This is a genomic window from Proteus faecis, from assembly GCF_030286765.1.
GTDB lineage: Bacteria > Pseudomonadota > Gammaproteobacteria > Enterobacterales > Enterobacteriaceae > Proteus > Proteus faecis.
In genome coordinates this window covers 653,211-675,320 of sequence record NZ_JASVWV010000001.1, presented here as the reverse complement: position 1 = coordinate 675,320, position 22,110 = coordinate 653,211, and the positions used below count along the sequence as shown (strand labels likewise).

The 22,110-nt window shown below is 38.0% G+C and carries 20 protein-coding genes and 1 other annotated feature; of the genes, 7 read left to right on the top strand and 13 right to left on the bottom strand.

Translation table 11 applies throughout. The features are described from left to right. Positions 1-93 precede the first annotated feature (93 nt). From udk to dcuC, 4 genes are all read left to right on the top strand, one after another. On the top strand, positions 94-735 hold the full coding sequence (udk, locus tag QSH13_RS03225) for a uridine kinase (protein WP_109398077.1): 642 nt from the start codon (positions 94-96) through the stop codon (positions 733-735). A 67-nt stretch (positions 736-802) separates the two neighbouring features. Further along, on the top strand, positions 803-1,384 hold the full coding sequence (dcd, locus tag QSH13_RS03220) for a dCTP deaminase (RefSeq protein WP_006537532.1): 582 nt from the start codon (positions 803-805) through the stop codon (positions 1,382-1,384). Positions 1,385-1,430: 46 nt separating this feature from the next. Continuing rightward, a complete protein-coding gene (asmA, locus tag QSH13_RS03215; protein ID WP_196544418.1) occupies positions 1,431-3,365 on the top strand; it encodes an outer membrane assembly protein AsmA in 1,935 nt (644 codons plus the stop codon). Positions 3,366-3,641: 276 nt separating this feature from the next. Next, entirely contained in the window at positions 3,642-5,003 is a 1,362-nt protein-coding gene (gene dcuC / locus QSH13_RS03210) for an anaerobic C4-dicarboxylate transporter DcuC (protein ID WP_109398075.1), read from the top strand. Positions 5,004-5,116: 113 nt separating this feature from the next. Here the strand turns inward: dcuC and QSH13_RS03205 are convergent, their stop codons facing one another. Together QSH13_RS03205 and QSH13_RS03200 are read right to left on the bottom strand one after the other, a co-directional pair. Beyond that, entirely contained in the window at positions 5,117-5,272 is a 156-nt protein-coding gene (locus QSH13_RS03205) for a hypothetical protein (protein ID WP_196544417.1), read from the bottom strand. 116 nt (positions 5,273-5,388) lie between these two features. Further along, positions 5,389-6,969 carry a TerC family protein gene (locus QSH13_RS03200; RefSeq protein WP_109398074.1) on the bottom strand — a complete coding sequence of 527 codons (1,581 nt, stop codon included), beginning with the start codon at positions 6,967-6,969 and terminating at the stop codon, positions 5,389-5,391. A 244-nt stretch (positions 6,970-7,213) separates the two neighbouring features. Between QSH13_RS03200 and gnd the strand changes: the two genes are divergently transcribed. After that, positions 7,214-8,620, top strand: coding sequence for an NADP-dependent phosphogluconate dehydrogenase (gene gnd / locus QSH13_RS03195; protein ID WP_196544416.1), 1,407 nt, complete (start codon positions 7,214-7,216; stop codon positions 8,618-8,620). A gap of 332 nt (positions 8,621-8,952) precedes the next feature. Here the strand turns inward: gnd and QSH13_RS03190 are convergent, their stop codons facing one another. Together QSH13_RS03190 and QSH13_RS03185 are read right to left on the bottom strand one after the other, a co-directional pair. Further along, on the bottom strand, positions 8,953-10,305 hold the full coding sequence (locus QSH13_RS03190) for a dicarboxylate/amino acid:cation symporter (protein WP_109398072.1): 1,353 nt from the start codon (positions 10,303-10,305) through the stop codon (positions 8,953-8,955). 527 nt (positions 10,306-10,832) lie between these two features. Beyond that, positions 10,833-11,333, bottom strand: coding sequence for a YbaK/prolyl-tRNA synthetase associated domain-containing protein (locus QSH13_RS03185; RefSeq protein ID WP_109398071.1), 501 nt, complete (start codon positions 11,331-11,333; stop codon positions 10,833-10,835). 314 nt (positions 11,334-11,647) lie between these two features. Here QSH13_RS03185 and yiaY point away from each other — a divergent pair, with 314 nt between their 5' ends. Further along, a complete protein-coding gene (yiaY, locus tag QSH13_RS03180; protein ID WP_109398070.1) occupies positions 11,648-12,799 on the top strand; it encodes an L-threonine dehydrogenase in 1,152 nt (383 codons plus the stop codon). Between the two features lie 109 nt (positions 12,800-12,908). On the opposite strand, the gene hisIE is transcribed toward yiaY, so the two are convergent. Genes hisIE through hisG form a run of 8 tightly spaced genes read right to left on the bottom strand, consistent with a single transcriptional unit; the run spans position 12,909 to position 20,038 of the window. Then, positions 12,909-13,526, bottom strand: coding sequence for a bifunctional phosphoribosyl-AMP cyclohydrolase/phosphoribosyl-ATP diphosphatase HisIE (gene hisIE / locus QSH13_RS03175; RefSeq protein ID WP_162556408.1), 618 nt, complete (start codon positions 13,524-13,526; stop codon positions 12,909-12,911). Next, the gene (gene hisF / locus QSH13_RS03170; protein ID WP_109398068.1) at positions 13,526-14,299 is read right to left on the bottom strand and encodes an imidazole glycerol phosphate synthase subunit HisF; all 774 of its coding nucleotides are present in this window, start codon (positions 14,297-14,299) and stop codon (positions 13,526-13,528) included. Before hisF ends, hisIE begins: the two co-directional genes overlap by 1 nt. Next, complete coding sequence (gene hisA / locus QSH13_RS03165; RefSeq protein WP_109398067.1) at positions 14,281-15,018, bottom strand: 1-(5-phosphoribosyl)-5-[(5-phosphoribosylamino)methylideneamino]imidazole-4-carboxamide isomerase; 738 nt, start codon at positions 15,016-15,018, stop codon at positions 14,281-14,283. The genes hisF and hisA overlap by 19 nt, the downstream gene beginning before the upstream one ends. Before the next feature lie 6 nt (positions 15,019-15,024). Beyond that, positions 15,025-15,615, bottom strand: coding sequence for an imidazole glycerol phosphate synthase subunit HisH (hisH, locus tag QSH13_RS03160; RefSeq protein WP_109398066.1), 591 nt, complete (start codon positions 15,613-15,615; stop codon positions 15,025-15,027). After that, the gene (hisB, locus tag QSH13_RS03155; RefSeq protein WP_109398065.1) at positions 15,615-16,682 is read right to left on the bottom strand and encodes a bifunctional histidinol-phosphatase/imidazoleglycerol-phosphate dehydratase HisB; all 1,068 of its coding nucleotides are present in this window, start codon (positions 16,680-16,682) and stop codon (positions 15,615-15,617) included. Before hisB ends, hisH begins: the two co-directional genes overlap by 1 nt. 49 nt (positions 16,683-16,731) lie before the next feature. After that, positions 16,732-17,814, bottom strand: coding sequence for a histidinol-phosphate transaminase (gene hisC / locus QSH13_RS03150; RefSeq protein ID WP_109398064.1), 1,083 nt, complete (start codon positions 17,812-17,814; stop codon positions 16,732-16,734). Beyond that, positions 17,804-19,132: a histidinol dehydrogenase gene (gene hisD / locus QSH13_RS03145; protein WP_286038818.1), complete on the bottom strand. Its 1,329-nt coding sequence runs from the start codon at positions 19,130-19,132 to the stop codon at positions 17,804-17,806. Before hisD ends, hisC begins: the two co-directional genes overlap by 11 nt. Before the next feature lie 6 nt (positions 19,133-19,138). Further along, positions 19,139-20,038 carry an ATP phosphoribosyltransferase gene (gene hisG, locus QSH13_RS03140; protein WP_286038817.1) on the bottom strand — a complete coding sequence of 300 codons (900 nt, stop codon included), beginning with the start codon at positions 20,036-20,038 and terminating at the stop codon, positions 19,139-19,141. Positions 20,039-20,082: 44 nt separating this feature from the next. Then, positions 20,083-20,212: a sequence feature (His leader region), on the bottom strand. A 357-nt stretch (positions 20,213-20,569) separates the two neighbouring features. Between hisG and QSH13_RS03135 the strand changes: the two genes are divergently transcribed. Next, complete coding sequence (locus QSH13_RS03135) at positions 20,570-21,391, top strand: SDR family oxidoreductase (RefSeq protein ID WP_109398061.1); 822 nt, start codon at positions 20,570-20,572, stop codon at positions 21,389-21,391. A 1-nt stretch (position 21,392) separates the two neighbouring features. Here QSH13_RS03135 and QSH13_RS03130 read toward each other — a convergent pair whose 3' ends face one another. Further along, a complete protein-coding gene (locus QSH13_RS03130; RefSeq protein WP_109398060.1) occupies positions 21,393-22,013 on the bottom strand; it encodes a glutathione S-transferase family protein in 621 nt (206 codons plus the stop codon). Positions 22,014-22,110 lie beyond the last annotated feature (97 nt).

Here is a 22,110-nt window from a genome sequence, read left to right as displayed (position 1 = left end):
ACCAGAGTGATTTCAAAACTATAATCTGCGCTAGCGTAATATTTACATATTATTACGTTATCCCTCTTTTTATTTCAAACCAGGTTTTTGATTATGGCTGACACAGCACATCAGTGCACAATTGTAGGTATCGCTGGAGCCTCTGCTTCGGGTAAAAGCCTTATTGCAAGTACACTTTACCGCGAATTAAGAGCGCAAGTAGGTGATCATAATATCGGAGTGATACCAGAAGATTGTTATTATCGTGACCAAAGTGATTTAACGATGGAAGAACGATATAAGGTCAATTATGACCACCCAAACTCGATGGATCACGCACTTTTATATCATCATTTGTGTGAATTAAAAGCAGGAAAATCCATAGAACTCCCTCAATACGACTACGTTGCTCACACTCGCAAAGCAGAATCCATTCCTTTTCAACCTAAAAAAGTTATTATCATTGAAGGCATCTTGTTATTAACAGATAAACGCCTGCGTGAAGAGATGGATTTTTCTATCTTTGTTGATACGCCATTAGATATTTGCTTGATGCGTAGAATTAAACGAGATGTGAATGAACGTGGACGTAGCTTAGACTCAGTCATTGAACAATATAATAAAACCGTTCGTCCGATGTTCTTCCAGTTTATTGAGCCTTCTAAACAATATGCCGATATTATTGTCCCTAGAGGGGGAAAAAACCGCGTTGCGATTGATATTCTGAAAGCAAAAATTGGGCAATTCTGCGAATAATAGATTCATTTGTAGGCAGCTTTCATGCATGATGAAACTGCCTGTTTAACTTGAAGAAGGAAATAAAATGCGATTATGCGACCGTGATATTATTCAGTGGCTGGATGAAGGTAAATTAGTCATTGAACCCCGCCCGCCCGTCGAGCGAATTAACGGCGCAACAGCAGATGTTTGCTTAGGAAATCAATTTCGTGTTTTCCAAGGTCATACTGCAGCTTATATTGATTTGAGTGGACCTAAGGCTGAAGTGAACGCTGCGCTAGAGCGTGTAATGAGTGATGAAATTGTTTTACCTGAAGGTGAAGCATTTTTCTTACATCCGGGTGAATTAGCGTTAGCAGTGACACTGGAGTCAGTCACTTTGCCTGATAATGTTGTTGGATGGTTAGATGGACGCTCATCATTAGCTCGTTTAGGTTTAATGGTGCATGTTACCGCCCATCGTATTGATCCTGGCTGGCATGGACAAATCGTATTAGAATTCTTTAATTCAGGTAAACTTCCTCTCGCATTAAGACCGGGTATGGTTATTGGTGCATTAAGCTTTGAGCCTATGTCGGGTTCTGCTGATAGACCTTATAATCGTCGTCAAGATGCAAAATATAAAAATCAACAAGGTGCAGTTGGTAGTCGGATTAGTGAAGATTAACTATCTTTATAATCATCATTATCATGTTCACTAAACGGGTAATTATATGAAAAGGTTTTTGACAACACTGGCTATTTTGCTTGTGGTTATTTTGGCAGGCTTAACAGCGTTAGTTTTACTCATTAACCCAAATGATTTCCGTGGATACCTTATTGAAAGGGTTGAAAAACAAAGCGGTTATAAACTCACATTACAAGATGATATGCGTTGGCATGTGTGGCCAAAGTTAAGCATTATCAGTGGTAAAATGTCATTGACAGCACCTGGTGCTGAAATGCCTTTAGTCACAGCAGATAACATGCGTCTTGATGTTGAGTTATTGCCGCTACTTTCCCATCAACTTGAAGTAAAAGAAGTTATGCTTAAAGGTGCAGTGGTTCGCCAAACACCTGAAAGTAAAGCAATTCCTAAAATATCACCTCCGTCTACTCCTCGAGATATTTCTCGTTCCGTTATCGAACCTAGAGCCAATAATTGGCAGTTGAATATCGCTAAAGTGAATATTTCAGATAGCTTAATTATTTGGCAAATGAAAGATGGTGAGCAACTTAATTTACGTGATATTAATCTGTCGTTGAAAACAGACGAGAAAAAACAAGTTAGTCTTGAAATGAGCACGAAAGTGAATCGTGACCGTCGTGAGATCATGCTAAATATTGCCGCTAATGCGGATATGAAAAGTTATCCTTACCAAGTTTCAGGTAATATCACACAGTTAGATTACGCTTTATCAGGTGTTGGGATCCCTGAAAATGGAATTGCAGGAAGTTTAACTTCAGATTTTCATATCCAAAATGAAGGCGTGAGAAAAATTTCACTTAATAACTTAAATCTCACTGCTAATGATAGTCAATTGCAAGGTAATATCAGTGCAGAATTTGCAGATACGACTCGTTATCAAGTTGATCTAAAAGGTGAACAATTAAATTTAAATACCTTGTTACCTGAGTTAGCTGCGACTAACACTACTGAAACTGTATTATTGACATCAAAAGATAATAAAACGTCACCGTTATTTTCATTATTTAATACAGCCCATGCAGCACCTGCACCAAATGCCACTATTATGGCAAAACCGGTTATTACTTCAGTCGCTGTTGAAAGTAAAGAATATGATTTAACTCATTGGAGTAATATTGAATTTACATTGAAATTAGCACTGAATAAGCTTCTTTATAAAGATTTAGAGATTAATAATTTTAAACTTGATGCTCTAAATAATCCTAACTCCTTGAATATTAAAACCTTAACAGGGCAACTCCTTCAAGGTGATTTTTCACTTCCAACGGTTATCTCTACAAGCATTGTGCCAGCGCATATTAGCATGGATATCACAATGAACAATATTCCATTACAGCCACTATTGCGTGTTTTTAATCAACCTGAAAATTTTAGTGGATTAATTTCAGCAAAAGGAAATTTAGAAGGAACGGGATATAACCGAAAAGCTTTTTATAATTATTGGCAAGGTACGCTTAATACATCAGTTGCTCAATTTAAAATGCAGGGATTAAATGTACCACAGGTTATTCAGCAATCTGTCGCTCAAGCGACGGATAAAGTAATTTACCCTGAAGATGTCGAAAGTTATACCCAAGCAGATAATGTGATTGCCCAATTTAAATTAGCGCCCAAAGGGAAAGTAACCATTAATTCACTCGATGCTCAAGCAGAGGCTTATCAAATTAAAGGGCAGGGTAAAGTGGATCTTCAACGTCATGATCTTGATGTGATGTTACTGGTTAATATCAAAAAAGGTTGGGGTAAAGAAAACGATTTTATCCGTCAATTGGCTAAAATTGAAATTCCATTAAGGCTCTATGGTGATTGGAATGCTATTCAATATGAACTTAATATTGAAAAATTATTGCGCGACCAATTACAGCAAAAAGCCAAGCAAGCTATCGATAATTGGTTAAATAAACAAGATGCAGAAAGTCCTGAAGTAAAAGCACTTAATCAACTATTGAAGAAAATCTAATTTCACGATTTTTAACTTCATCACATTCTTAATAAAAGCACACTATTTTGGTAATTGTGTGCTTTTTGCTTTATATCTATCATTTAATTTATCTTTTGAATGAAAAGTAAGCATTCATGCTATGTATGTGCAAAAAAATAGTCGTTTTTTTTGATATATATCATACACTGGAACGTTGCCTTTGGGCAGAGTGTGTCAATCGCACTAAACGCAAAAATGATGATAAAAATAAAAAAACTTCATTTTATAAATGACTATGTTAGACAGGATAAATAAATGATCGAAATTCTTATCGGCGCCTTCGTTGCTGTAGGTGTTGGACGTTATATTGTAAAAGGCTATTCACCAACAGGTGTTTTAATGACGGGTGGTCTGTTATTACTGATCATCAGCGTTATTATGGGAAGAACTGTTTTACCTGCAAGTGCAACTGCGACAGGTTATGGTTTAATCGATATTGTTGAGTATGTGAAAAATCTACTAATGAGCCGTGGTGGCGATTTAGGTATGATGATCATGATACTTTGTGGCTTTGCTTCTTATATGACACACATCGGCGCTAATGATGTTGTTGTTAAATTAGCCTCACGTCCACTGAAAATGATTAACTCGCCTTATCTGCTAATGGTTGCGGCTTACATTGTTGCATGTTTGATGTCGCTGGCTGTTTCATCAGCAACAGGTTTAGGTGTGTTATTAATGGCAACATTGTTCCCTGTTATGGTGAACATGGGAATTAGCCGCGGAGCGGCGGCTGCAATCTGTGCCTCTCCAGCTTCTATTATTTTAGCGCCAACATCAGGTGATGTTATTTTAGCCGCAGAAGCGTCTAAAATGCCGTTAATTGATTTTGCATTTAAAACCACATTACCTATCTCTATTGCTGCAATTATAGGTATGTGTATCGCTCACTTCTTCTGGCAACGTTATCTTGACCGTAAAGAGCATATCGAAACAGAAATGTTAGACGTGAATGAGATCAAAACTCATGCACCAAGTTTCTATGCGATTTTACCTTTCACGCCAATTATCGGCGTTCTCGTCTTTGATGGTAAATGGTTGCCAGAATTACATATTGTCGCCATTATTATTATCTGTATGATTTTAGCGGCTGTTATCGAATTTATTCGTAGCTTTAGTGCAAAACAAGTTTTTGAAGGTTTAGAAGTTGCTTATCGCGGTATGGCCGATGCCTTTGCTCAAGTTGTTATGTTATTAGTGGCGGCAGGGGTATTTGCTCAAGGCTTAACAACAGTTGGCTTTATCAATGCGTTAATTGATGGTGCTCAATCATTAGGTTCGGGTGCGATTGTGATGATGATTGCGCTGGTCTTAATTACCATGTTAGCAGCAATGACAACTGGCTCTGGTAATGCGCCATTCTATGCGTTTGTTGAATTAATTCCTCGTTTAGCAAGCAATATGGGTGTAAACCCGGCTTATTTAACTATTCCTATGTTACAAGCTTCAAACTTAGGCCGTACATTATCACCGGTCTCTGGTGTTGTGGTCGCGGTATCGGGTATGGCAAAAATTTCACCTTTCGAAGTGATGAAACGAGTTTCTGTACCTGTATTAGTCGGTCTTGTGATTGTAATTGTTGCTACAGAAATTCTTGTACCAAGTACTTTAGGTTAATTTTCATTGTATTGAATTAATCTAAAATGAGTGTTTAAAATTTTATTGGCGGGCTTTGTGTGAAAACAAAGCCCGTTTTTTTATTTACTCAGGAAAAATTATATAGAAGGTGGTTATTTAAATTGAATAAAAACATCTGCGACTTTTTTCGGGCCTTCATAAATTTCAATCACAAGGCTCCAGCTATTTTGCACATTAGGCAGTTGAATCGTTGGATAATAAAAACCAGTTAAAGGTGGTGGTGATTGTCTTCCTCCTTCAATAGACAATAGAGGTTAACCAGATGATTTTAACACTGACATTGGTATGCAGTATTTTCCAGCGCATTATCTTCAGATAAAAAAATATCCGCCTTTAAGGCGGATATTTTGCTATTTGACGGGGATTACGCTTCGTCAACGTTCTCTTCGTTTTCTGGTGTCGGTTCAACAATTCGGACTTTATTAATTCGATGGTTGTTCACTTCTAACGGCTCAAATTCAATGCCATCAATAAGGATTTTTTCACCAACAGTTGGAACACGTTGTAAATGTTCCATTAATAAGCCTGCTAAGGTTTCATACTCACGTTTTTCATCCAATTTGATTGGGATATAAAGCACTAAGTCTTCAAGTGGTGTAAAACCGTTTACAGTCCATGAACCATCTTCATTTTGAACCAAGTCATGACGTGAATCGTTTTCTTCAGAACTGACCGGTAGGTTACCCGCGATAGTTTCCATAACGTCAGTTAGCGTCACGATCCCTTCTACTGAACCAAATTCATCTACAACAAAAGCGAAGTGAGTGTGAGCACTACGGAACTGTTCTAACGCTTGTAGCAAGGATAAGCCTTCAGGGAAAATCAAAGGTTGAGTGACCAATAAACGTAAGTTTAGAGGCTCATTACGTAACTGTTGATTCAGTAGCTGAATGACATTAACCACGCCGATCGGTTCATCACTATGTTGTTCATCAGTGATCACCAGACGAGAGTGGGGATCCTTCTCTAATAATTGGCGGATATCATCTTGTGTTGCATTTAAGTCTACGTATTCAACATCATGACGAGACGTCATAATACTGTTGACATTACGTTGGCTTAAACCAAGCACACGCACAATCATTTGACGCTCTTGAGGATCAAACACTTCTTCTGAGCTGGAGACTAAATCAGATGTGTGAGGATCTAATTCAGACGATTCGGGCTTACCATTAATAATACGTAGAACCGCTTCTGCTGTACGTTCACGCAAAGAGCGAGAAGCAGATAAAAAACGGCGACGGTTAAATTGTGCAAGCTGATTAAAGACTTCTATCATGATAGAGAAGCCGATCGCTGCATATAGATAACCTTTTGGAATGGCGTAGCCAAAGCCTTCGGCAACTAATGCAAAACCAATCATCAGCAAGAAGCTTAAACACAAGATAACAATGGTTGGGTGATTATTGACGAAACTTGTTAGAGGCTTACTTGCTAGGATCATCAAGAACATTGCAATAGTAACAGCCGCAATCATTACGCCTAAATGATCAACCATACCTACAGCGGTTATCACTGAGTCAAGTGAGAATACCGCATCCAGCACGATAATTTGTGCAACCACAGACCAAAAGCGAGTAGTTTTGCGTTGTTTTCCTTCGTCGTGATCTTTACCTTCTAGTCGCTCATTAAGCTCCATAGTCGCTTTGAACAGTAAGAATATCCCTCCGAGCAACATAATTAAGTCTCTTGCACTGAAAGGATGATCAAACAGTGTAATAAGAGGTTTTGTCAGAGTGATAAGCCAAGAGAGACTAAATAACAACACAATCCGCATAACAAGGGCACACAATAGACCTGTTATACGAGCTCTATCTCTTAGTTTTGCTGGGAGTTTATCTGCCAGAATAGCAATGAAAACAAGGTTATCAATACCAAGTACGATTTCGAGAACAATAAGGGTGGAGAGCCCTACCCAGATTGTCGGATCTAAGATCCATTCCATACAGTTTGTTTTACCTTCTATAAAGACGGCATATGCCGACTTGAGAATAATGAGCAATTTGAAGGAATTTTTCAATAAATTATTATTAGTAGTAGGGGAATAATTTCATTTCGTCTAAAAGATTGTGATACCAATTACATCAATAACTACCACCAAGTGAGAGAGTGAGTTACTATGTGATCAGGTTAACAAATTGTCAGTACATTGATACTGGCAGGTTTATTTTCAGACGGGAGTTATTTTCATGTCAAAACAGCAAATCGGCGTGGTTGGTATGGCCGTTATGGGACGTAACCTTGCGCTAAATATTGAAAGCCGTGGTTATTCTGTATCCATTTACAACCGCTCAAGCGATAAAACCAACGATGTTATCGCTGAAAATCCAGGTAAAAAACTGGTTCCGAATTATTCTATTGAAGAGTTTGTTGATTCGTTAGAAAAACCGCGCCGTATTTTATTAATGGTAAAAGCGGGTGAAGCAACGGATAAAACAATTGCTGCATTGACACCGCATTTAGATAAAGGTGATATCCTTATCGATGGCGGAAATACTTTCTTTAAAGATACTATTCGTCGTAACCGTGAATTATCAGCACAAGGCTTCAATTTCATTGGTACAGGTGTTTCTGGTGGTGAAGAAGGTGCATTAAAAGGTCCTTCAATCATGCCTGGTGGACAAAAAGAAGCTTACGAATTAGTTGCTCCAATCCTTGAAAAGATTGCGGCTGTTGCTGAAGGTGAACCTTGTGTCACTTATATCGGTGCTGATGGTGCGGGTCACTATGTAAAAATGGTACATAACGGTATCGAATATGGCGATATGCAACTGATTGCAGAAGCATATTCAGTATTAAAACACTCTTTAGGTCTAACTAACGAAGAACTAGCAGAAACCTTTACCGAGTGGAATAAAGGTGAATTAAGTAGTTATCTAATTGAAATTACAGCTGATATTTTCCGTAAAAAAGATGACGAAGGTAAATACCTTGTCGATGTGATTCTTGATGAAGCGGCAAATAAAGGTACTGGTAAATGGACTAGCCAAAGCTCTTTAGACTTAGGTGTACCAGTTACTCTTATCACCGAGTCTGTGTTTGCTCGTTATATCTCTTCATTAAAAGATCAACGCGTTGCTGCATCTAAAGTACTATCAGGCCCAACACCTAAAGCATTCTCAGGTGATAAAAAAGCCTTTATCGAGAATGTTCGTCGTGCGCTGTATTTAGGTAAAATTGTCTCTTATGCTCAAGGTTTCCAACAACTAAAAGCAGCATCAGACGAATATAATTGGGATTTAAACTACGGTGAAATTGCGAAAATTTTCCGTGCTGGCTGTATTATTCGCGCTCAATTCCTGCAAAAAATTACAGATGCTTATAACGAAGATGCAAATATTGCAAATCTGCTATTAGCGCCATACTTCAAACAAATCGCTGACGATTACCAACAAGCTCTGCGTGATGTTGTGTGTTATGGTGTACAAGCAGGTATTCCTACTCCAACATTCTCTGCGGCGATTTCTTACTATGATAGCTATCGTGCAGAAGTGTTACCAGCAAACTTAATCCAAGCTCAGCGTGATTACTTTGGTGCGCATACTTATAAACGTACTGATAAAGATGGCGTATTCCACACTGAGTGGATGGAATAAGTAAGATTAAATATTCGGTTATATTACTCAAAATATAGCAAACAAAAGGTGCTCAAATAGAGCACCTTTTTTATAGATATAATATTGTAGTATTAAACGGGATGAGCATTATTAAAAAACATTAAAAATACTATTTTTCTATACACTTATTTTAATCTATTAAAGTGAAAATAATTTTCAGTGGTATTTAAATACAATCGATGACTTGTCATGATTGTATTATTTATTACTATGGTAATAACAAAGTAATTAAATATGAATAATTCAATAAAAAAGAGGATACTTATTTAAATATCCTCTTTTATCATTATCGAGTGAAGAAAAAACACAAGTTATTGCTCAGAGATTTTCACATAATGAGGCTCTTTGTTTGTTTTATCAGAGACTAAATTATCATCAGAAAAGTTTTCTTTTGATATTTTTCCACTAAAAACATCATTCATTCTCTCTTTATCTAAGGCATCTTCCCAACGCGCAACAACAATACAGGCACAAGCATTACCCACAATATTAGTTAATGCACGACATTCAGACATAAAACGGTCGATACCGAGGATTAGAGCCATACCTGCAACGGGAACACTAGGGACAACCGATAAGGTTGCTGCTAAAGTAATAAAACCTGCACCAGTGACACCTGCCGCGCCTTTTGAGCTAATCATGGCAACAAAGAGTAACGTAATTTGTTCTGTTAATGACAAATCTACGCCCGTTGCTTGCGCAATAAATAAGGCTGCCATAGTCATATAGATATTAGTGCCATCTAAATTAAAAGAGTAACCCGTTGGAATAACTAAACCGACAACTGATTTTTTACAGCCTAGACTCTCCATTTTATTCATTAATGTGGGGAGTGCGGCTTCAGATGAAGAAGTACCTAGCACCAACCAGAGTTCATCTTTTATGTATTTAATTAAAGAGAGAATAGAAAAACCGTTATATTTAGCAACAGCGCCTAAAACCACCAATACAAAAAGTAATGCTGTTAAATAAAAAGTGATAACTAACAACATTAAATTGCCAATAGAAGAAATACCATATTTACCTATTGTAAAAGCCATTGCACCAAAGGCACCAATAGGTGCTAATTTCATTAGCATACTAACCATCTTAAAGACTGGGTCGCAAAGTTGTTGTAAGAATTTTAATACAGGTTCACCCCGAGAGCCGATTGATGCTAATGCTAGACCAAAAATCACAGAAACAAACAATACTTGTAAGATATTGCCGTTAACTAATGGGCTAACGATAGTGTCAGGGATGATGTTCATTAAAAAATCAACAAGAGAAGAGCTATGTGCCTGAGTGACATACATTTCTACTCGGCTACTATCTAATGATTCAGGAGTGATATTTAAGCCATCGCCGGGACGAATAATGTTAGCAGTGATTAATCCAATCACAAGTGCAATCGTAGAAAAAGTGAGAAAGTAAATCATTGATTTACCAGCCACTTTACCGACGGCTTTCATGTTATTCATACCAGCAATACCCGTTACTACTGTTAAGAAGATAACCGGTGCGATGATCATTTTTACAATTTTGATAAATCCATCACCTAGTGGTTTAAAGGATTCACCAACATCAGGGTAAAAATGCCCTAATAGAATGCCGAAAATGATAGCAATAATAACTTGAATATATAACACACGATAAAAGGGGAGCTTGCGGGATGAAGTCTGCATAAAAATTCCCTGTAACTGAAAGATATTGACTAAATAAAAAAGAAATTATGATGTAAATTATTATTTACATTTATTTTGTTGTAATAGGTAACTTAAAGGTATGAGTAAATCAGGTCAATAAAATAAAGTTGATTTTATCAAATATTGTGCTCTTCATCTAAAAAATTAGATTTAATTTCAATTTATCGCTATTTGTGGGATTTATTTATCTTAAATCAATAGGTTAATAAGGTTATGTTTTGTTTTTATTTATAGTGTTTCGTTAAAAGCATGTGTCTTTGCTTCGTTTTTTTAGTGAATAAAATGATTAAAATGTAAATATATATGGTGGGGGAGAGATAGGAAAAGAGATTTCATGTAACTGTTTGTTTTTGTTGGATTTGTTTAAAGTGGAAATTAACTAATGATAAACTCCTTAATATAAATAAAACGTTAACCCACAAACAAATAAGCCTTCAGAAAGAATAGTTATTATGATAACAATTACCCTTAGATTAGGGTAATTGTTAAAGATAAGTTGAAGATTTTTATTGCTGGGTTTCTTCATCTCGAATAAAAGAGATTAATTCCGGTTGTGCAATACGTTTGTAATCTTGTGTATTAAGAATAATAGAACGCTCTAATGTACCTGCATTAAAAGCTAATTCATCAAAACGTTCAAAAAGTAGAGGGTCAGCTACAAGTTTCAATGCAGGATGAAAACTAAAAGGCGGTATTGCGCCAAATACGCATTGAGTCAGATCATCCACTTCTTTAGGGCTTGCCAGCGATGCCCTTGTTCCACCAATTTGGTGAGCGAGTTTTGATAGATCGGCTTGTTTATCGGCGGGTAATATTGCAAGAACATGTTGCTTAACGCCATTACCTTTTATATGGCAAACAAGTCCTTTTGCTCCTTGTCCTAATTGTGTTCCTCTGATTTTTGCAACTTCTTCAGAACGACCTGCAGTTGGGTGTTTCATAACACGGTAAGAAGCGTGGTTTTTATCTAATAAAGCTGTAAGTTGCTCAAAAATAGTCAAAGACATCAATGACTCCTGAATTTAATAAGTTATTTCTTTTAGGTCATTATACGACTTTAAAAAAAATATTCTGCTGTGATGTTCATAGCTGGTTTTGATTATTTTGATAAGCTTTTCAAATTATTTTGTTACAAATGATAATATGTTAATAGTATTATCCTATTGAATTAATAGGGTAATTGGGCTTCTTTATTAAATTACCTATAATAGAATGATAAACAAATTGATATTTATTCATTATTTTGATGATGATCAATTTAAGAACAAAAAGAATAGAACATATTAAAACGCAGATTTAATTACTAAAAAGGAAGTCAATAATGGCAGTTTCAACATTCTATATCCCTTCTGTAAATAAAATTGGTGCTGGTTGCCTTGCTGATGCTGTAAGCTCAATGAAAGACTTCGGTTTTCATAAGGCGTTGATTGTCACTGATAGCATTTTAAATCAACTGGGTGTTGTTGATAAAGTCAGTAAGTTACTGACTGAGGCTGGTATTTCTAGTGTTACTTATGACGGTACAGCACCAAACCCTACTGTTGAAAACGTAGAAGCGGGTTTAGCTCTGCTGAAAGAAAATCAATGTGATTGTGTGATTTCTTTAGGTGGTGGTTCTCCACATGACTGTGCTAAAGGTATTGCTTTAGTGGCTTCTAATGGTGGGAAAATTGCAGATTATGAAGGTGTAGACCGTTCTGAAAAACCTCAATTACCATTAATTTCAATTAATACCACAGCAGGTACTGCGTCAGAAATGACACGTTTTTGCATCATCACAGATACTGTGCGTCATATTAAAATGGCTATCGTTGATAAAAACGTTACACCACTTTTATCTGTAAATGATTCAGAATTAATGATTGGTATGCCAAAAGGTTTAACCGCTGCAACAGGTATGGATGCGTTAACTCATGCTGTTGAAGCTTATGTTTCAACTGCTGCTAATCCAATTACTGATGCGTGTGCATTAAAAGCTGTTACTATGATCAGTGAGTCTTTACGTAAAGTTGTTGATAATGGTGGTGATGCGGCAGCGCGTGAAAGCATGGCTTACGCTCAGTTCTTAGCCGGAATGGCATTTAACAATGCTTCTTTAGGTTATGTACATGCTATGGCTCACCAATTAGGTGGTTTCTATAACTTACCTCATGGTGTGTGTAATGCGGTTCTATTACCACATGTTCAAGCTTATAACATTCAAGCAGCCGCAGGTCGTTTAAAAGATATCGCGCAAGCTATGGGTGTTGATGTTTCTGCAATGAGCGATGAGCAAGGTGCGAAAGCGTGTATTGAAGAAATTCGTAAAATGGCTAAAGATGTTGGTATTCCAGCAGGTCTGAAAGAATTAGGTGTGAAAGAAGAAGATTTCAAAACATTAGCTGAAAATGCGCTGAAAGATGCTTGCGCAATCACTAACCCAGTTCAGGGTTCTGAAAGTGATGTTATCGAGTTATTCCGCCAAGCAATGTAATGTTCTTTAGGAAATAAAAAGGTAATTAAGCCATTACTTTTGTTTTTCCCAAAAAATGAAGCCGATACGTTAGTTTGTATCGGCTTTTTTCATATTAATGTTAATTCATTTACTCTGTTTTTTTATGGCGCTCTTGTAGGCAACCTATGACATCAGTGAGTGATAATGATTGATCTTGTAGTAGTACCATTAAGTGATAAAGCAAGTCTGAGGCTTCATTTTTTAGCTCTTCTCTATCATTAACAGTGGCAGCTAATGCTGTTTCAACACCTTCTTCTCCCACTTTCTGGGCTATACGTTTTGTACCACTGGCATAAAGGCGGGCAGTATAAGAGCTATCAGGCGAGGCATTTTTACGTTCACGTAATAAATTTTCAAGCTCATAGAGAAATCCCCATTGGCTTTGTGCTGGGGCAAAACAACTTTCGGTTCCGTTATGGCAAGTTGGGCCAATAGGATTGGCTAAAATAAGTAAAGTATCGTTATCACAGTCTGGGTAAATATTGACTAATTTGAGAAAGTTGCCTGAAGTTTCACCTTTTGTCCATAAACGCTGTTTAGTGCGCGAATAGAAGGTAACATTTCCACTTTCTAGAGTGACATTTAATGCTTCTTTATTCATATATCCTAGCATTAATACATCACCTGAAATGGTATTTTGGATAATCACAGGCATCAGATTATCGACTTTTTCCCAATCTAGTTGCGCTAATGTTTCACTATTCATTATATTCTTACCTTAACGTCATTCTTTGCAAGATACTGTTTTAATTCGTTGATATTAATTATTTGTTTATGAAAAACAGAAGCTGCAAGAGCGCCATCAACATTGGCTAATTGAAATGCATCAAGAAAGTGTGACATTTCGCCAGCTCCCCCTGATGCAATAATAGGAACATCTGCAACTTGGCGTACTAAAGCCAGTTGTTTTAGATCATAGCCTTGTCTTACACCATCTTGGTTCATCATATTTAAAACAATTTCGCCTGCGCCAAGTTGCTGAACTTCACGTACCCAATCAAGGGTTTTCCAGTGCGTTTGTTGTGTGCGTTTTTCATCGCCAGTGAATTGATAAACTAAATATTCACCTGTTTTTTCATCAAACCAAGTGTCAATGCCTACAACAACGCACTGTACACCATAGCGATCAGCTAAACGAGATATCAGTGAAGGATCGGAAAGTGCAGGGGAGTTAATCGAAATTTTATCTGCACCAAATGAAAGAATTTTCCCTGCATCTTCAACAGAGCGAATGCCACCTGCAACACAAAAAGGAATATCAATCACTTCAGCGACACGCGATACCCAACTTTTATCCACAACACGACCATCAGAAGATGCTGTAATATCATAGAATACTAGTTCATCAGCACCTTCTTTGGCATAGCGTTCAGCAAGAGGAACAATATCACCAATAATTTCATGATTACGGAATTGAACACCTTTAACAACTTGCCCATCTCGGACATCAAGACAAGGAATTATGCGTTTTGCCAACATGATATTGCCTCTTTTAATGTAAACTTGCCTTCTAATAATGCTCTACCAACAATAATACCGGCAACACCAGATGCTGGAAGATCTGCGATATCTTGTAAATCACCAATACCGCCCGAAGCTTGGAATAAAATATCAGGGAAACGCTGGCTAATTTCTTTATACAGTTCGACGTTAGAGCCCGCTAATGTGCCATCTCGAGAAATGTCAGTACATAACACATGCTTTAAACCCACACTTTGATAAAGCTCGATGATCTCTTCAAGCGTATAGGGCGAGTTTTCTTGCCAACCACTGACAGCAACCCACTTTTTGCCTTGTTTATCAATGCGAACATCGAGGGCTAATACAATGGCGTCTGCTCCATAGCGCTCAAACCATGTTTTTACCATTTCGGGCTGACTGACTGCGGTAGAGCCAATAACAACACGGCTTGCTCCTGCATCAAGTAGTGATTTAACATCATCTTCAGTGCGAATACCGCCTCCCACTTGTACTGGTACATTGACACAAGTAACAAGCTCTTTTAACAGTGGAATTTGGCGGGCAGAGGGATCTTTTGCTCCCGTTAAATCCACTAAGTGAAGTAATTTTGCGCCATCTTTTTCATATTGTTGGTAGCGTGTCAGCGGGTTATCATCATAATCGCGCTGTTTGGCATAATCACCCTGATGAAGACGAACGACTTTACCCTCAATTAAATCTAATGCTGGAATAATCATAACGGGTTACATCTCCAAAAAGTTCTTGATAAGTTGAGCACCTGCTTTTCCTGAACGCTCTGGGTGAAATTGCACGCCATAAAAGTTATCTTTCTGAATTGCACTACTAAAACGAGTGCCATATTCAGTTTCTGCAATCGTCGATTCATTGAGTGCTAAAGCGTAGCTATGAACAAAATAGAACCAAGCATCGCTACCAAGCTCACGAAAAAGAGGATGTCCAGGCTTTGCTAATACCTGGTTCCACCCCATATGAGGTAATGGTAATCCGGCTGTATCAAGCTTACCTATGGTGCCATCAACTAAACCTAATAAAGGGATATCCTTACCTTCTTCGCTTAGTGAGGCCAATATTTGCATGCCTAAACAAATACCTAAAACGGGTTGTGTTAAGGCTTTAATCAAAGGAATTAGCTCACGTGCTTTGAGTTGTTCCATTGCCGCTCTAGCCGTGCCTACTCCGGGTAAAAAGAGTTTATCCGCAGATAACACCTTATTTTTTTCATAGGACACTATTGGGTCATAACCGAGTCTCTTAACGGCGTAAGCGACAGAGGCTAAATTGGCACAACCTGTATCAAGAATAACCACTTTCATTACAGAACACCTTTTGAGCTTGGTAAAGTATTACCTTCAACACGAATGGCTTGGCGTAAGGTACGACCAAAGACTTTAAATAAGCTTTCAGCTTTGTGGTGATCATTTTTGCCTTTTGATTTCAGGTGTAATGTGCAACCCATGGTGTAAGAGAGAGAACGGAAAAAGTGTTCGATCATCTCTGTACTTAAATCACCAACGCGTTGATATTTAAATTCGGCTTTGTACTCGAGGTGTGGACGACCAGAAATATCTAATGCACAGCTTGCGAGGCACTCATCCATTGGTAATGTAAAGCCAAAGCGAGCAATACCTCGTTTATCACCTAATGCTTCACGTAATGCCTCACCCAAAGCAAGGCCGGTATCTTCTACTGTGTGGTGATCATCAATCACTAAATCACCTTTCACATTGATATTCATACGAAAGCCACCGTGTGTCGCAATTTGATCAAGCATGTGATCAAAGAAACCGACCCCCGTACTAATTTGGCTATTGCCTTCACGATCGAGCCAAATATCGATCGCAATTTGTGTTTCTTTTGTTTTTCTCTCAACGTGGGCATAGCGATCTTTTTTAGTCAATTGCTCTGTAATAACAGCCCAATTGAGTTTGTCGGTATTATAAAGCAGGCCTTTGATACCCATATTTTCAGCTAGCTGAATATCAGTTTGCCTATCGCCAATGACATAGCTGTTATCTTTATCTAGTGCGCCATCAACTAAATATTGGGTGACAAGTCCTGTTTCTGGTTTGCGACAAGGGCAGTTGTCTTCGGGCTTATGAGGACAAATTAAAACGTCATCAAATGAGATCCCTTGAGAAGAGAAAACTTGCATCATTAAATTATGAGGAGGATCGAAATCTGCTTGAGGAAAACTTTCTGTGCCTAATCCATCCTGATTTGTGATCATAATGAGTTTATAACCTGCTTTTTGCAGAGCAGTAAGTGCGGGGATCACGCCATTTTCAAAGGCAAGCTTATCAAGTCTATCAACTTGATAATCAGTGGGGGGCTCTGTGATTAAAGTTCCATCACGGTCGATAAAAAGAATTTTTTGGCTCATGGTTGAGATCCTTCAGTTGCGATTTTTTGTTGTTATCGTTTTTAATGTTTTATATGTTTGCAGTTTGAATATTTTTTATGGCATTAATCACGCTATCACATTCTTCTGCTGTACCGATAGATATACGCAAACAACCATTAAGCCCATATTGACGTTGTTGATCGCGTAAAATAATCCCTTGTTCCCATAAAGTTCGGAAAATCAGAGTAGCATCAGTAAATTTCACTAAAATATAGTTGGTTTCACTGTTATAAACCTGTTCAACATTAGGCAATTTTTTTAACGTATCAGATAAAAAGGCTCTGTTGCGCGAAATTTCGGCTACTCGCTTTTTCATTATCTCAATACCGGCTTCTGTTAATGCTTGTGCCGCAATATCTGCAACAGGTGTTGAAAGTGGGTATGGTGCGATTACCTTTAGTAATAATTCAATGACAGGTGGGTTGGCAAGCGTAAAGCCACAACGAAGCCCTGCTAAAGCAAAAGCTTTCGATAAGGTTCGCAAAATAACTAAATTCGGATAATCTTCAAGCCATGAAACAATTGATGCTTGTGGGCAAAATTCAATATAAGCTTCATCTATCGCAACAATGGCTTTGTCTTTAGCCAATGCTAATACATCACGAATAAGCGAAGGATCAATAATATTTCCTGTCGGATTATTTGGGCTACATAGGTAGATAAGTTTGACATTATCAAGTTGTGATGCGATAGCTTTGACATCAGGACTCCAATCAGCAAGAGCAGGGACAACACGCTGTTCTACACCGAAAGTTTCAGCACTAACGCTATACATGCCATATGTGGGTGGGCAATAGAGCACTGCGTCTTTACCCGGTTCACAAAAAGCACGAATAAGGAGCTCAATCGCTTCATCTGCACCACGGCTAACTAAAACTTGGTTAGTGTCTACACCTGCATATTTTGCATAACGACTAATTACATTCACAGGCTGACATTCAGGATAACGGTTTAAGTTTTTTTCATTAAAAGTAAAGTCAGGCGCGATAGGGTATTCATTTGCATTTAACCAAACAGAACCATTTCCGCCTAAGCGCCGAGCAGATTGATATGGGGTTAGTTCGCGTACATTTTTTCTGGCAAGTGTGGTGATATCAAATTTAGTTTTCATCGTTATTTTTCCCTTGAGCCAAAGCATTAACACGAAGTGTAACTGCATTTTTGTGAGCGGTTAATTGTTCAGCTTGTGCTAATATTTCAATCGTTTCTGCTAAATCAGATAAACCTTTTGCTGTCAGTTTTTGTACCGTCATGCGCTTCATAAAGTCAGCTAAACCTAAACTGGAGTAGGTTGAGGTATAACCATAAGTTGGTAGAACGTGATTAGTGCCAGAAGCATAGTCTCCCGCAGATTCAGGCGACCAAGCACCAAGAAAAACAGATCCAGCGCTGGTAATGCTATCAACACGAGTATCAGCATCATTGGTTTGAATAATTAAGTGCTCAGGGCCATAGCTATTACTGATTTCAATACACTGTTCAAGATCGCGAGTAATAATGACGCGACTTTCTGCAAGCGCTTGTTTAGCTATTTCAGCACGGCTTAATAGTGTCAGTTGTGTTTCAGTTTCAGCAATAACGGCTTTAGCGAGTGTTTCATCAGGTGTTAATAACACAACTTGTGAATCAGGGCCGTGCTCAGCTTGTGAAAGTAAGTCGGCAGCAATAAACGCAGGATTTGCATCCGCGTCAGCAATCACTAAAACTTCAGAAGGGCCTGCTGGCATATCGATAGCAGCACCTTGTAGCGATTGGCTTACTTGACGTTTCGCTTCTGTTACATAAGCATTACCGGGGCCAAAAATTTTATCAACTTTAGGAATAGATTCAGTACCGAAGGCCATGGCAGCAATCGCCTGTGCACCTCCTACTTGAAAGATTTCATCAATACCAATTTGTTGAGCAATATATAAAATTTCATCAGCAATTGGGGGCGGTGAGCAAAGAACAACTTTACGACAACCTGCAATACGGGCAGGAATACCTAACATCATGACTGTTGAAAGCAATGGCGCTGAACCTCCGGGAATATAAAGTCCTACAGCATCAATTGCTCTGCTTACTTGCTGACAAAATACACCGGGCTGAGTTTCTACGTTGATAGTGTTAGGAATTTGCGCCTCATGAAAGCGACGAATATTATTCATCGCCTGTGCTATTGCCTGTTTTATTTTGTTATCAAGTCGTGATGAGGCTTCATCGATTTGCGATTTTGACACCAAAACACTTTCCGGCGCTGCCTTATCGAATTTTTGGCTAAGCGCTTTAAGCGCTTTATCTCCCTCATTACGTACCTGTGAAATGATGTTAGCAACTTGTTCTGTAATTGAACCTGATGCAGAAATAGCAGGGCGAGTTAATAGCTGTTGTTGCTGTTCTCTCGTGTATTTATTCCAGTAAATTAATGTATTAAAACCCGTTTTCATCATTTCACCTTATTCCATCATTTTTTCAATTGGTAAAACAAGAATTGAACTTGCACCTAATGCTTTAAGCTTTTCCATTGTTTCCCAGAATAGGGTTTCGCTACTCACCATGTGCATTGCAACACGATTTTGGTCTCCCGCCAGAGGTAAAATAGTTGGTCTTTCAGCTCCCGGAAGTAATGCAATGACATCTTCAAGACAATCACTTGGTGCGTGCAGCATAATATATTTTGATTCTCGAGCTTGAATAACACCTTGAATACGCGTTAGTAAGCGGTCGATAAGCGCTTGTTTATCGGCTTCCATTTCACCGTCGCGTTGGATCAAACACGCTTTTGAGCGATAAATCACTTCAACTTCTTTTAAACCGTTGGCTTCTAATGTTGCGCCAGTAGAAACCAAGTCACAGATTGAGTCAGCAAGACTCGCACGAGGAGCGACTTCAACAGAGCCGTTTAATAAACACGATTTAAATTTGATACCTTTTTGGTCTAAATAGCGCTTGAGTAGATTTGGATAGGAGGTTGCGATACGAGTATTATTTAAGCATTCCACACCTTGATAATCAAAATCGACAGGGGTAGCAAGAGATAGACGACAGCCACCAAAATCAAGACGACGTAGTGTCAGATAACTTGGGTTTTCACCTTGAGAGCGACGCTTTAATAACTCTTCTTCTAAAACGTTTTCACCGATGATCCCTAAATCAACAACGCCATCCATTACTAATCCAGGAATATCGTCATCTCTAACACGTAGAATATCGATTGGCATATTTTCTGCGTAAGCAATTAGACGTTGTTGGTTTAAATTAATTTTGATGCCACAACGTGCTAAAAGGGCGCGAGATTCATCACTTAAGCGACCTGATTTTTGCATTGCAATTCTTAATCTTGTTTTGTCTAACATAATATTACCCTGTCCTTGTCTTAATTTTTTGTTTGAAAATTAGCTATAAAAAAACCCCGGAAGTTGCCTTCCGGGGTTTTAGTTGTTATCTGCATTCAGACCACCGGAAGCGTTTCTTAAACGTCTTCCAGCACTCATCGCCTGAAAGACTAGTCAGGGTGATGGTGATGATGGTGGTTTAGTTGAATGCTATACATGATTATTTTCCTAGCTAATAACACTATTTGTTATTTAATAATGCCTGTTACGGTTAATCTCTATTTAGTAACCTGCATTTAGAATTTGTCTGCCTTTCAACCTACATGATTTACAAAGCAGAAAGCAACCTATTTTTTAATAATAATTTAATTATTTTATAACCTTTTGTTTTTAATGTAATTTTAATATTTCTCTTATTTACTTAATGGGATAAGTAGGCGAGTATATAGGGAGATGCGAAACGTTTATGAAATATAAGTATTATTTATAAGTAATGGCGAAACTGAAATTTTATAGCATACTTTGACTAAGCCATTTAAGTAGGGGAGCAAAATGAAACGAATAACCATCGTAGGATTAGGTTGGTTAGGTTTACCACTTGCCGCTGCGTTGCGTGATGCAGGCTATCAAGTTAAAGGGACTAAAACCACCGAAGATGGCGTAGAAGCAGCAAGAATGAGTGGTGTTGACTGCTGTTTAGTGAATTTAACACCCGCAATTGAATGTGATAGAGATGATTTTGATTACTTAATGGAAACTGACGTCCTTATTATCACGTTACCACCCAGTGCTGCTGGTGGTGGCTATGATTATGTTGAAGCTATTCAGACGTTAGTGGATAGCGCAATGTCTCGTCATGTTACGAGAGTCATTTATATTAGCTCTACTTCTGTATATGGCAATCAAACGGGTAATATCACGGAAGAAATGGATATTCGACCAGAAACACAATCAGCAAAAATGTTAGCAGAAGTTGAAAACTGGCTACATCGTTTACCGTTAACTACGGTTGATATTCTTCGGTTAGCTGGATTAGTTGGACCGGGTCGCCATGCAGGACGTTTTTTATCTGGTAAAAAACAGGTAAAAGGCGCTCATCAATGCGTTAACTTAGTCCACTTAGACGATGTGATTTTTGCTGTTGAACAACTTCTTGCGCAGAATGAAGGTGGCCATTTATATAACTTATGTGCTCCTATTCACCCTAAAAAGAAAGATTTTTACTCAAGAGCATCTAATCAACTCGATCTTATTCCGCCAGAATTTGTTGAGGAAGAGAAGCCTTTAATACGAGAAATTGATGGTCAGCAGATCTGTCGAGATCTTGGATTTCATTACCATTACCCAGATCCCGACAAAATGCCAATGAATTAACTTAATTTACAGGCAGTAACACGATATCACGGAAAATAGGTCTTTCACTTAATTGTGCAAACCAACGCTCAATGTGAGGGAAGTGTGGTCTATCTTTGCAAACTTCTAGCCATGGATAGACCAATGGAGCGATTGCTATATCAGCAAGAGAAAATGCATCTCCTGCAAAATAAGTTGTTTTTGCAAGTTGGTCGTCAGCAATTTTAATAAGCTTATTAAGCTTTTCTTTCAACGCGTTAACAATCTCAGGATTTTGTTGTTCTTTAGGCGTGCGAACAATCATGATCATCATTTGTTGAATGGGAGCAAATAAGCTGCCATTTGACCAATCCATCCATTTTTCTATATTTGCTCGTTGTTTTAGATCAATGGGATAGAGTGTGTTATTTTCATATTTTGTACATAAATAACGAATAATGGTATTAGATTCCCATAAAGCAAAGTCATCATCTTGTAAGGTTGGAATAGATGCGTTGGGGTTGATCGCTAGATAATTTGCTTCATTGAGTCCACCAAAAGGGCCGCCAACGTCGATTTGCTCATAAGGAACATTTAATTCCTTTAAACACCAAAGAACTTTTTTAACGTTAGATGAGTTTTTTCTACCCCAGACTTTTAACATAAAGGTCTCCTAAACCACGATAAGTAATAAAATTTCCCTCTATAGGGCGCTAAATATGAATATAAGATAAATCTCTACATATCAATGTTGGCGTCTT

Excerpts from the sequence above, each read along its gene's own strand:
- udk (WP_109398077.1), top strand. The coding sequence starts at position 94 with ATGGCTGACACAGCACATCAGTGCACAATTGTAGGTATCGCTGGAGCC.
- dcd (WP_006537532.1), top strand. The coding sequence starts at position 803 with ATGCGATTATGCGACCGTGATATTATTCAGTGGCTGGATGAAGGTAAA.
- asmA (WP_196544418.1), top strand. The coding sequence starts at position 1,431 with ATGAAAAGGTTTTTGACAACACTGGCTATTTTGCTTGTGGTTATTTTG.
- dcuC (WP_109398075.1), top strand. The coding sequence starts at position 3,642 with ATGATCGAAATTCTTATCGGCGCCTTCGTTGCTGTAGGTGTTGGACGT.
- QSH13_RS03200 (WP_109398074.1), bottom strand. The coding sequence starts at position 6,969 with ATGGAATGGATCTTAGATCCGACAATCTGGGTAGGGCTCTCCACCCTT.
- gnd (WP_196544416.1), top strand. The coding sequence starts at position 7,214 with ATGTCAAAACAGCAAATCGGCGTGGTTGGTATGGCCGTTATGGGACGT.
- QSH13_RS03190 (WP_109398072.1), bottom strand. The coding sequence starts at position 10,305 with ATGCAGACTTCATCCCGCAAGCTCCCCTTTTATCGTGTGTTATATATT.
- QSH13_RS03185 (WP_109398071.1), bottom strand. The coding sequence starts at position 11,333 with ATGTCTTTGACTATTTTTGAGCAACTTACAGCTTTATTAGATAAAAAC.
- yiaY (WP_109398070.1), top strand. The coding sequence starts at position 11,648 with ATGGCAGTTTCAACATTCTATATCCCTTCTGTAAATAAAATTGGTGCT.
- hisIE (WP_162556408.1), bottom strand. The coding sequence starts at position 13,526 with ATGAATAGTGAAACATTAGCGCAACTAGATTGGGAAAAAGTCGATAAT.
- hisF (WP_109398068.1), bottom strand. The coding sequence starts at position 14,299 with ATGTTGGCAAAACGCATAATTCCTTGTCTTGATGTCCGAGATGGGCAA.
- hisA (WP_109398067.1), bottom strand. The coding sequence starts at position 15,018 with ATGATTATTCCAGCATTAGATTTAATTGAGGGTAAAGTCGTTCGTCTT.
- hisH (WP_109398066.1), bottom strand. The coding sequence starts at position 15,615 with ATGAAAGTGGTTATTCTTGATACAGGTTGTGCCAATTTAGCCTCTGTC.
- hisB (WP_109398065.1), bottom strand. The coding sequence starts at position 16,682 with ATGAGCCAAAAAATTCTTTTTATCGACCGTGATGGAACTTTAATCACA.
- hisC (WP_109398064.1), bottom strand. The coding sequence starts at position 17,814 with ATGAAAACTAAATTTGATATCACCACACTTGCCAGAAAAAATGTACGC.
- hisD (WP_286038818.1), bottom strand. The coding sequence starts at position 19,132 with ATGATGAAAACGGGTTTTAATACATTAATTTACTGGAATAAATACACG.
- hisG (WP_286038817.1), bottom strand. The coding sequence starts at position 20,038 with ATGTTAGACAAAACAAGATTAAGAATTGCAATGCAAAAATCAGGTCGC.
- QSH13_RS03135 (WP_109398061.1), top strand. The coding sequence starts at position 20,570 with ATGAAACGAATAACCATCGTAGGATTAGGTTGGTTAGGTTTACCACTT.
- QSH13_RS03130 (WP_109398060.1), bottom strand. The coding sequence starts at position 22,013 with ATGTTAAAAGTCTGGGGTAGAAAAAACTCATCTAACGTTAAAAAAGTT.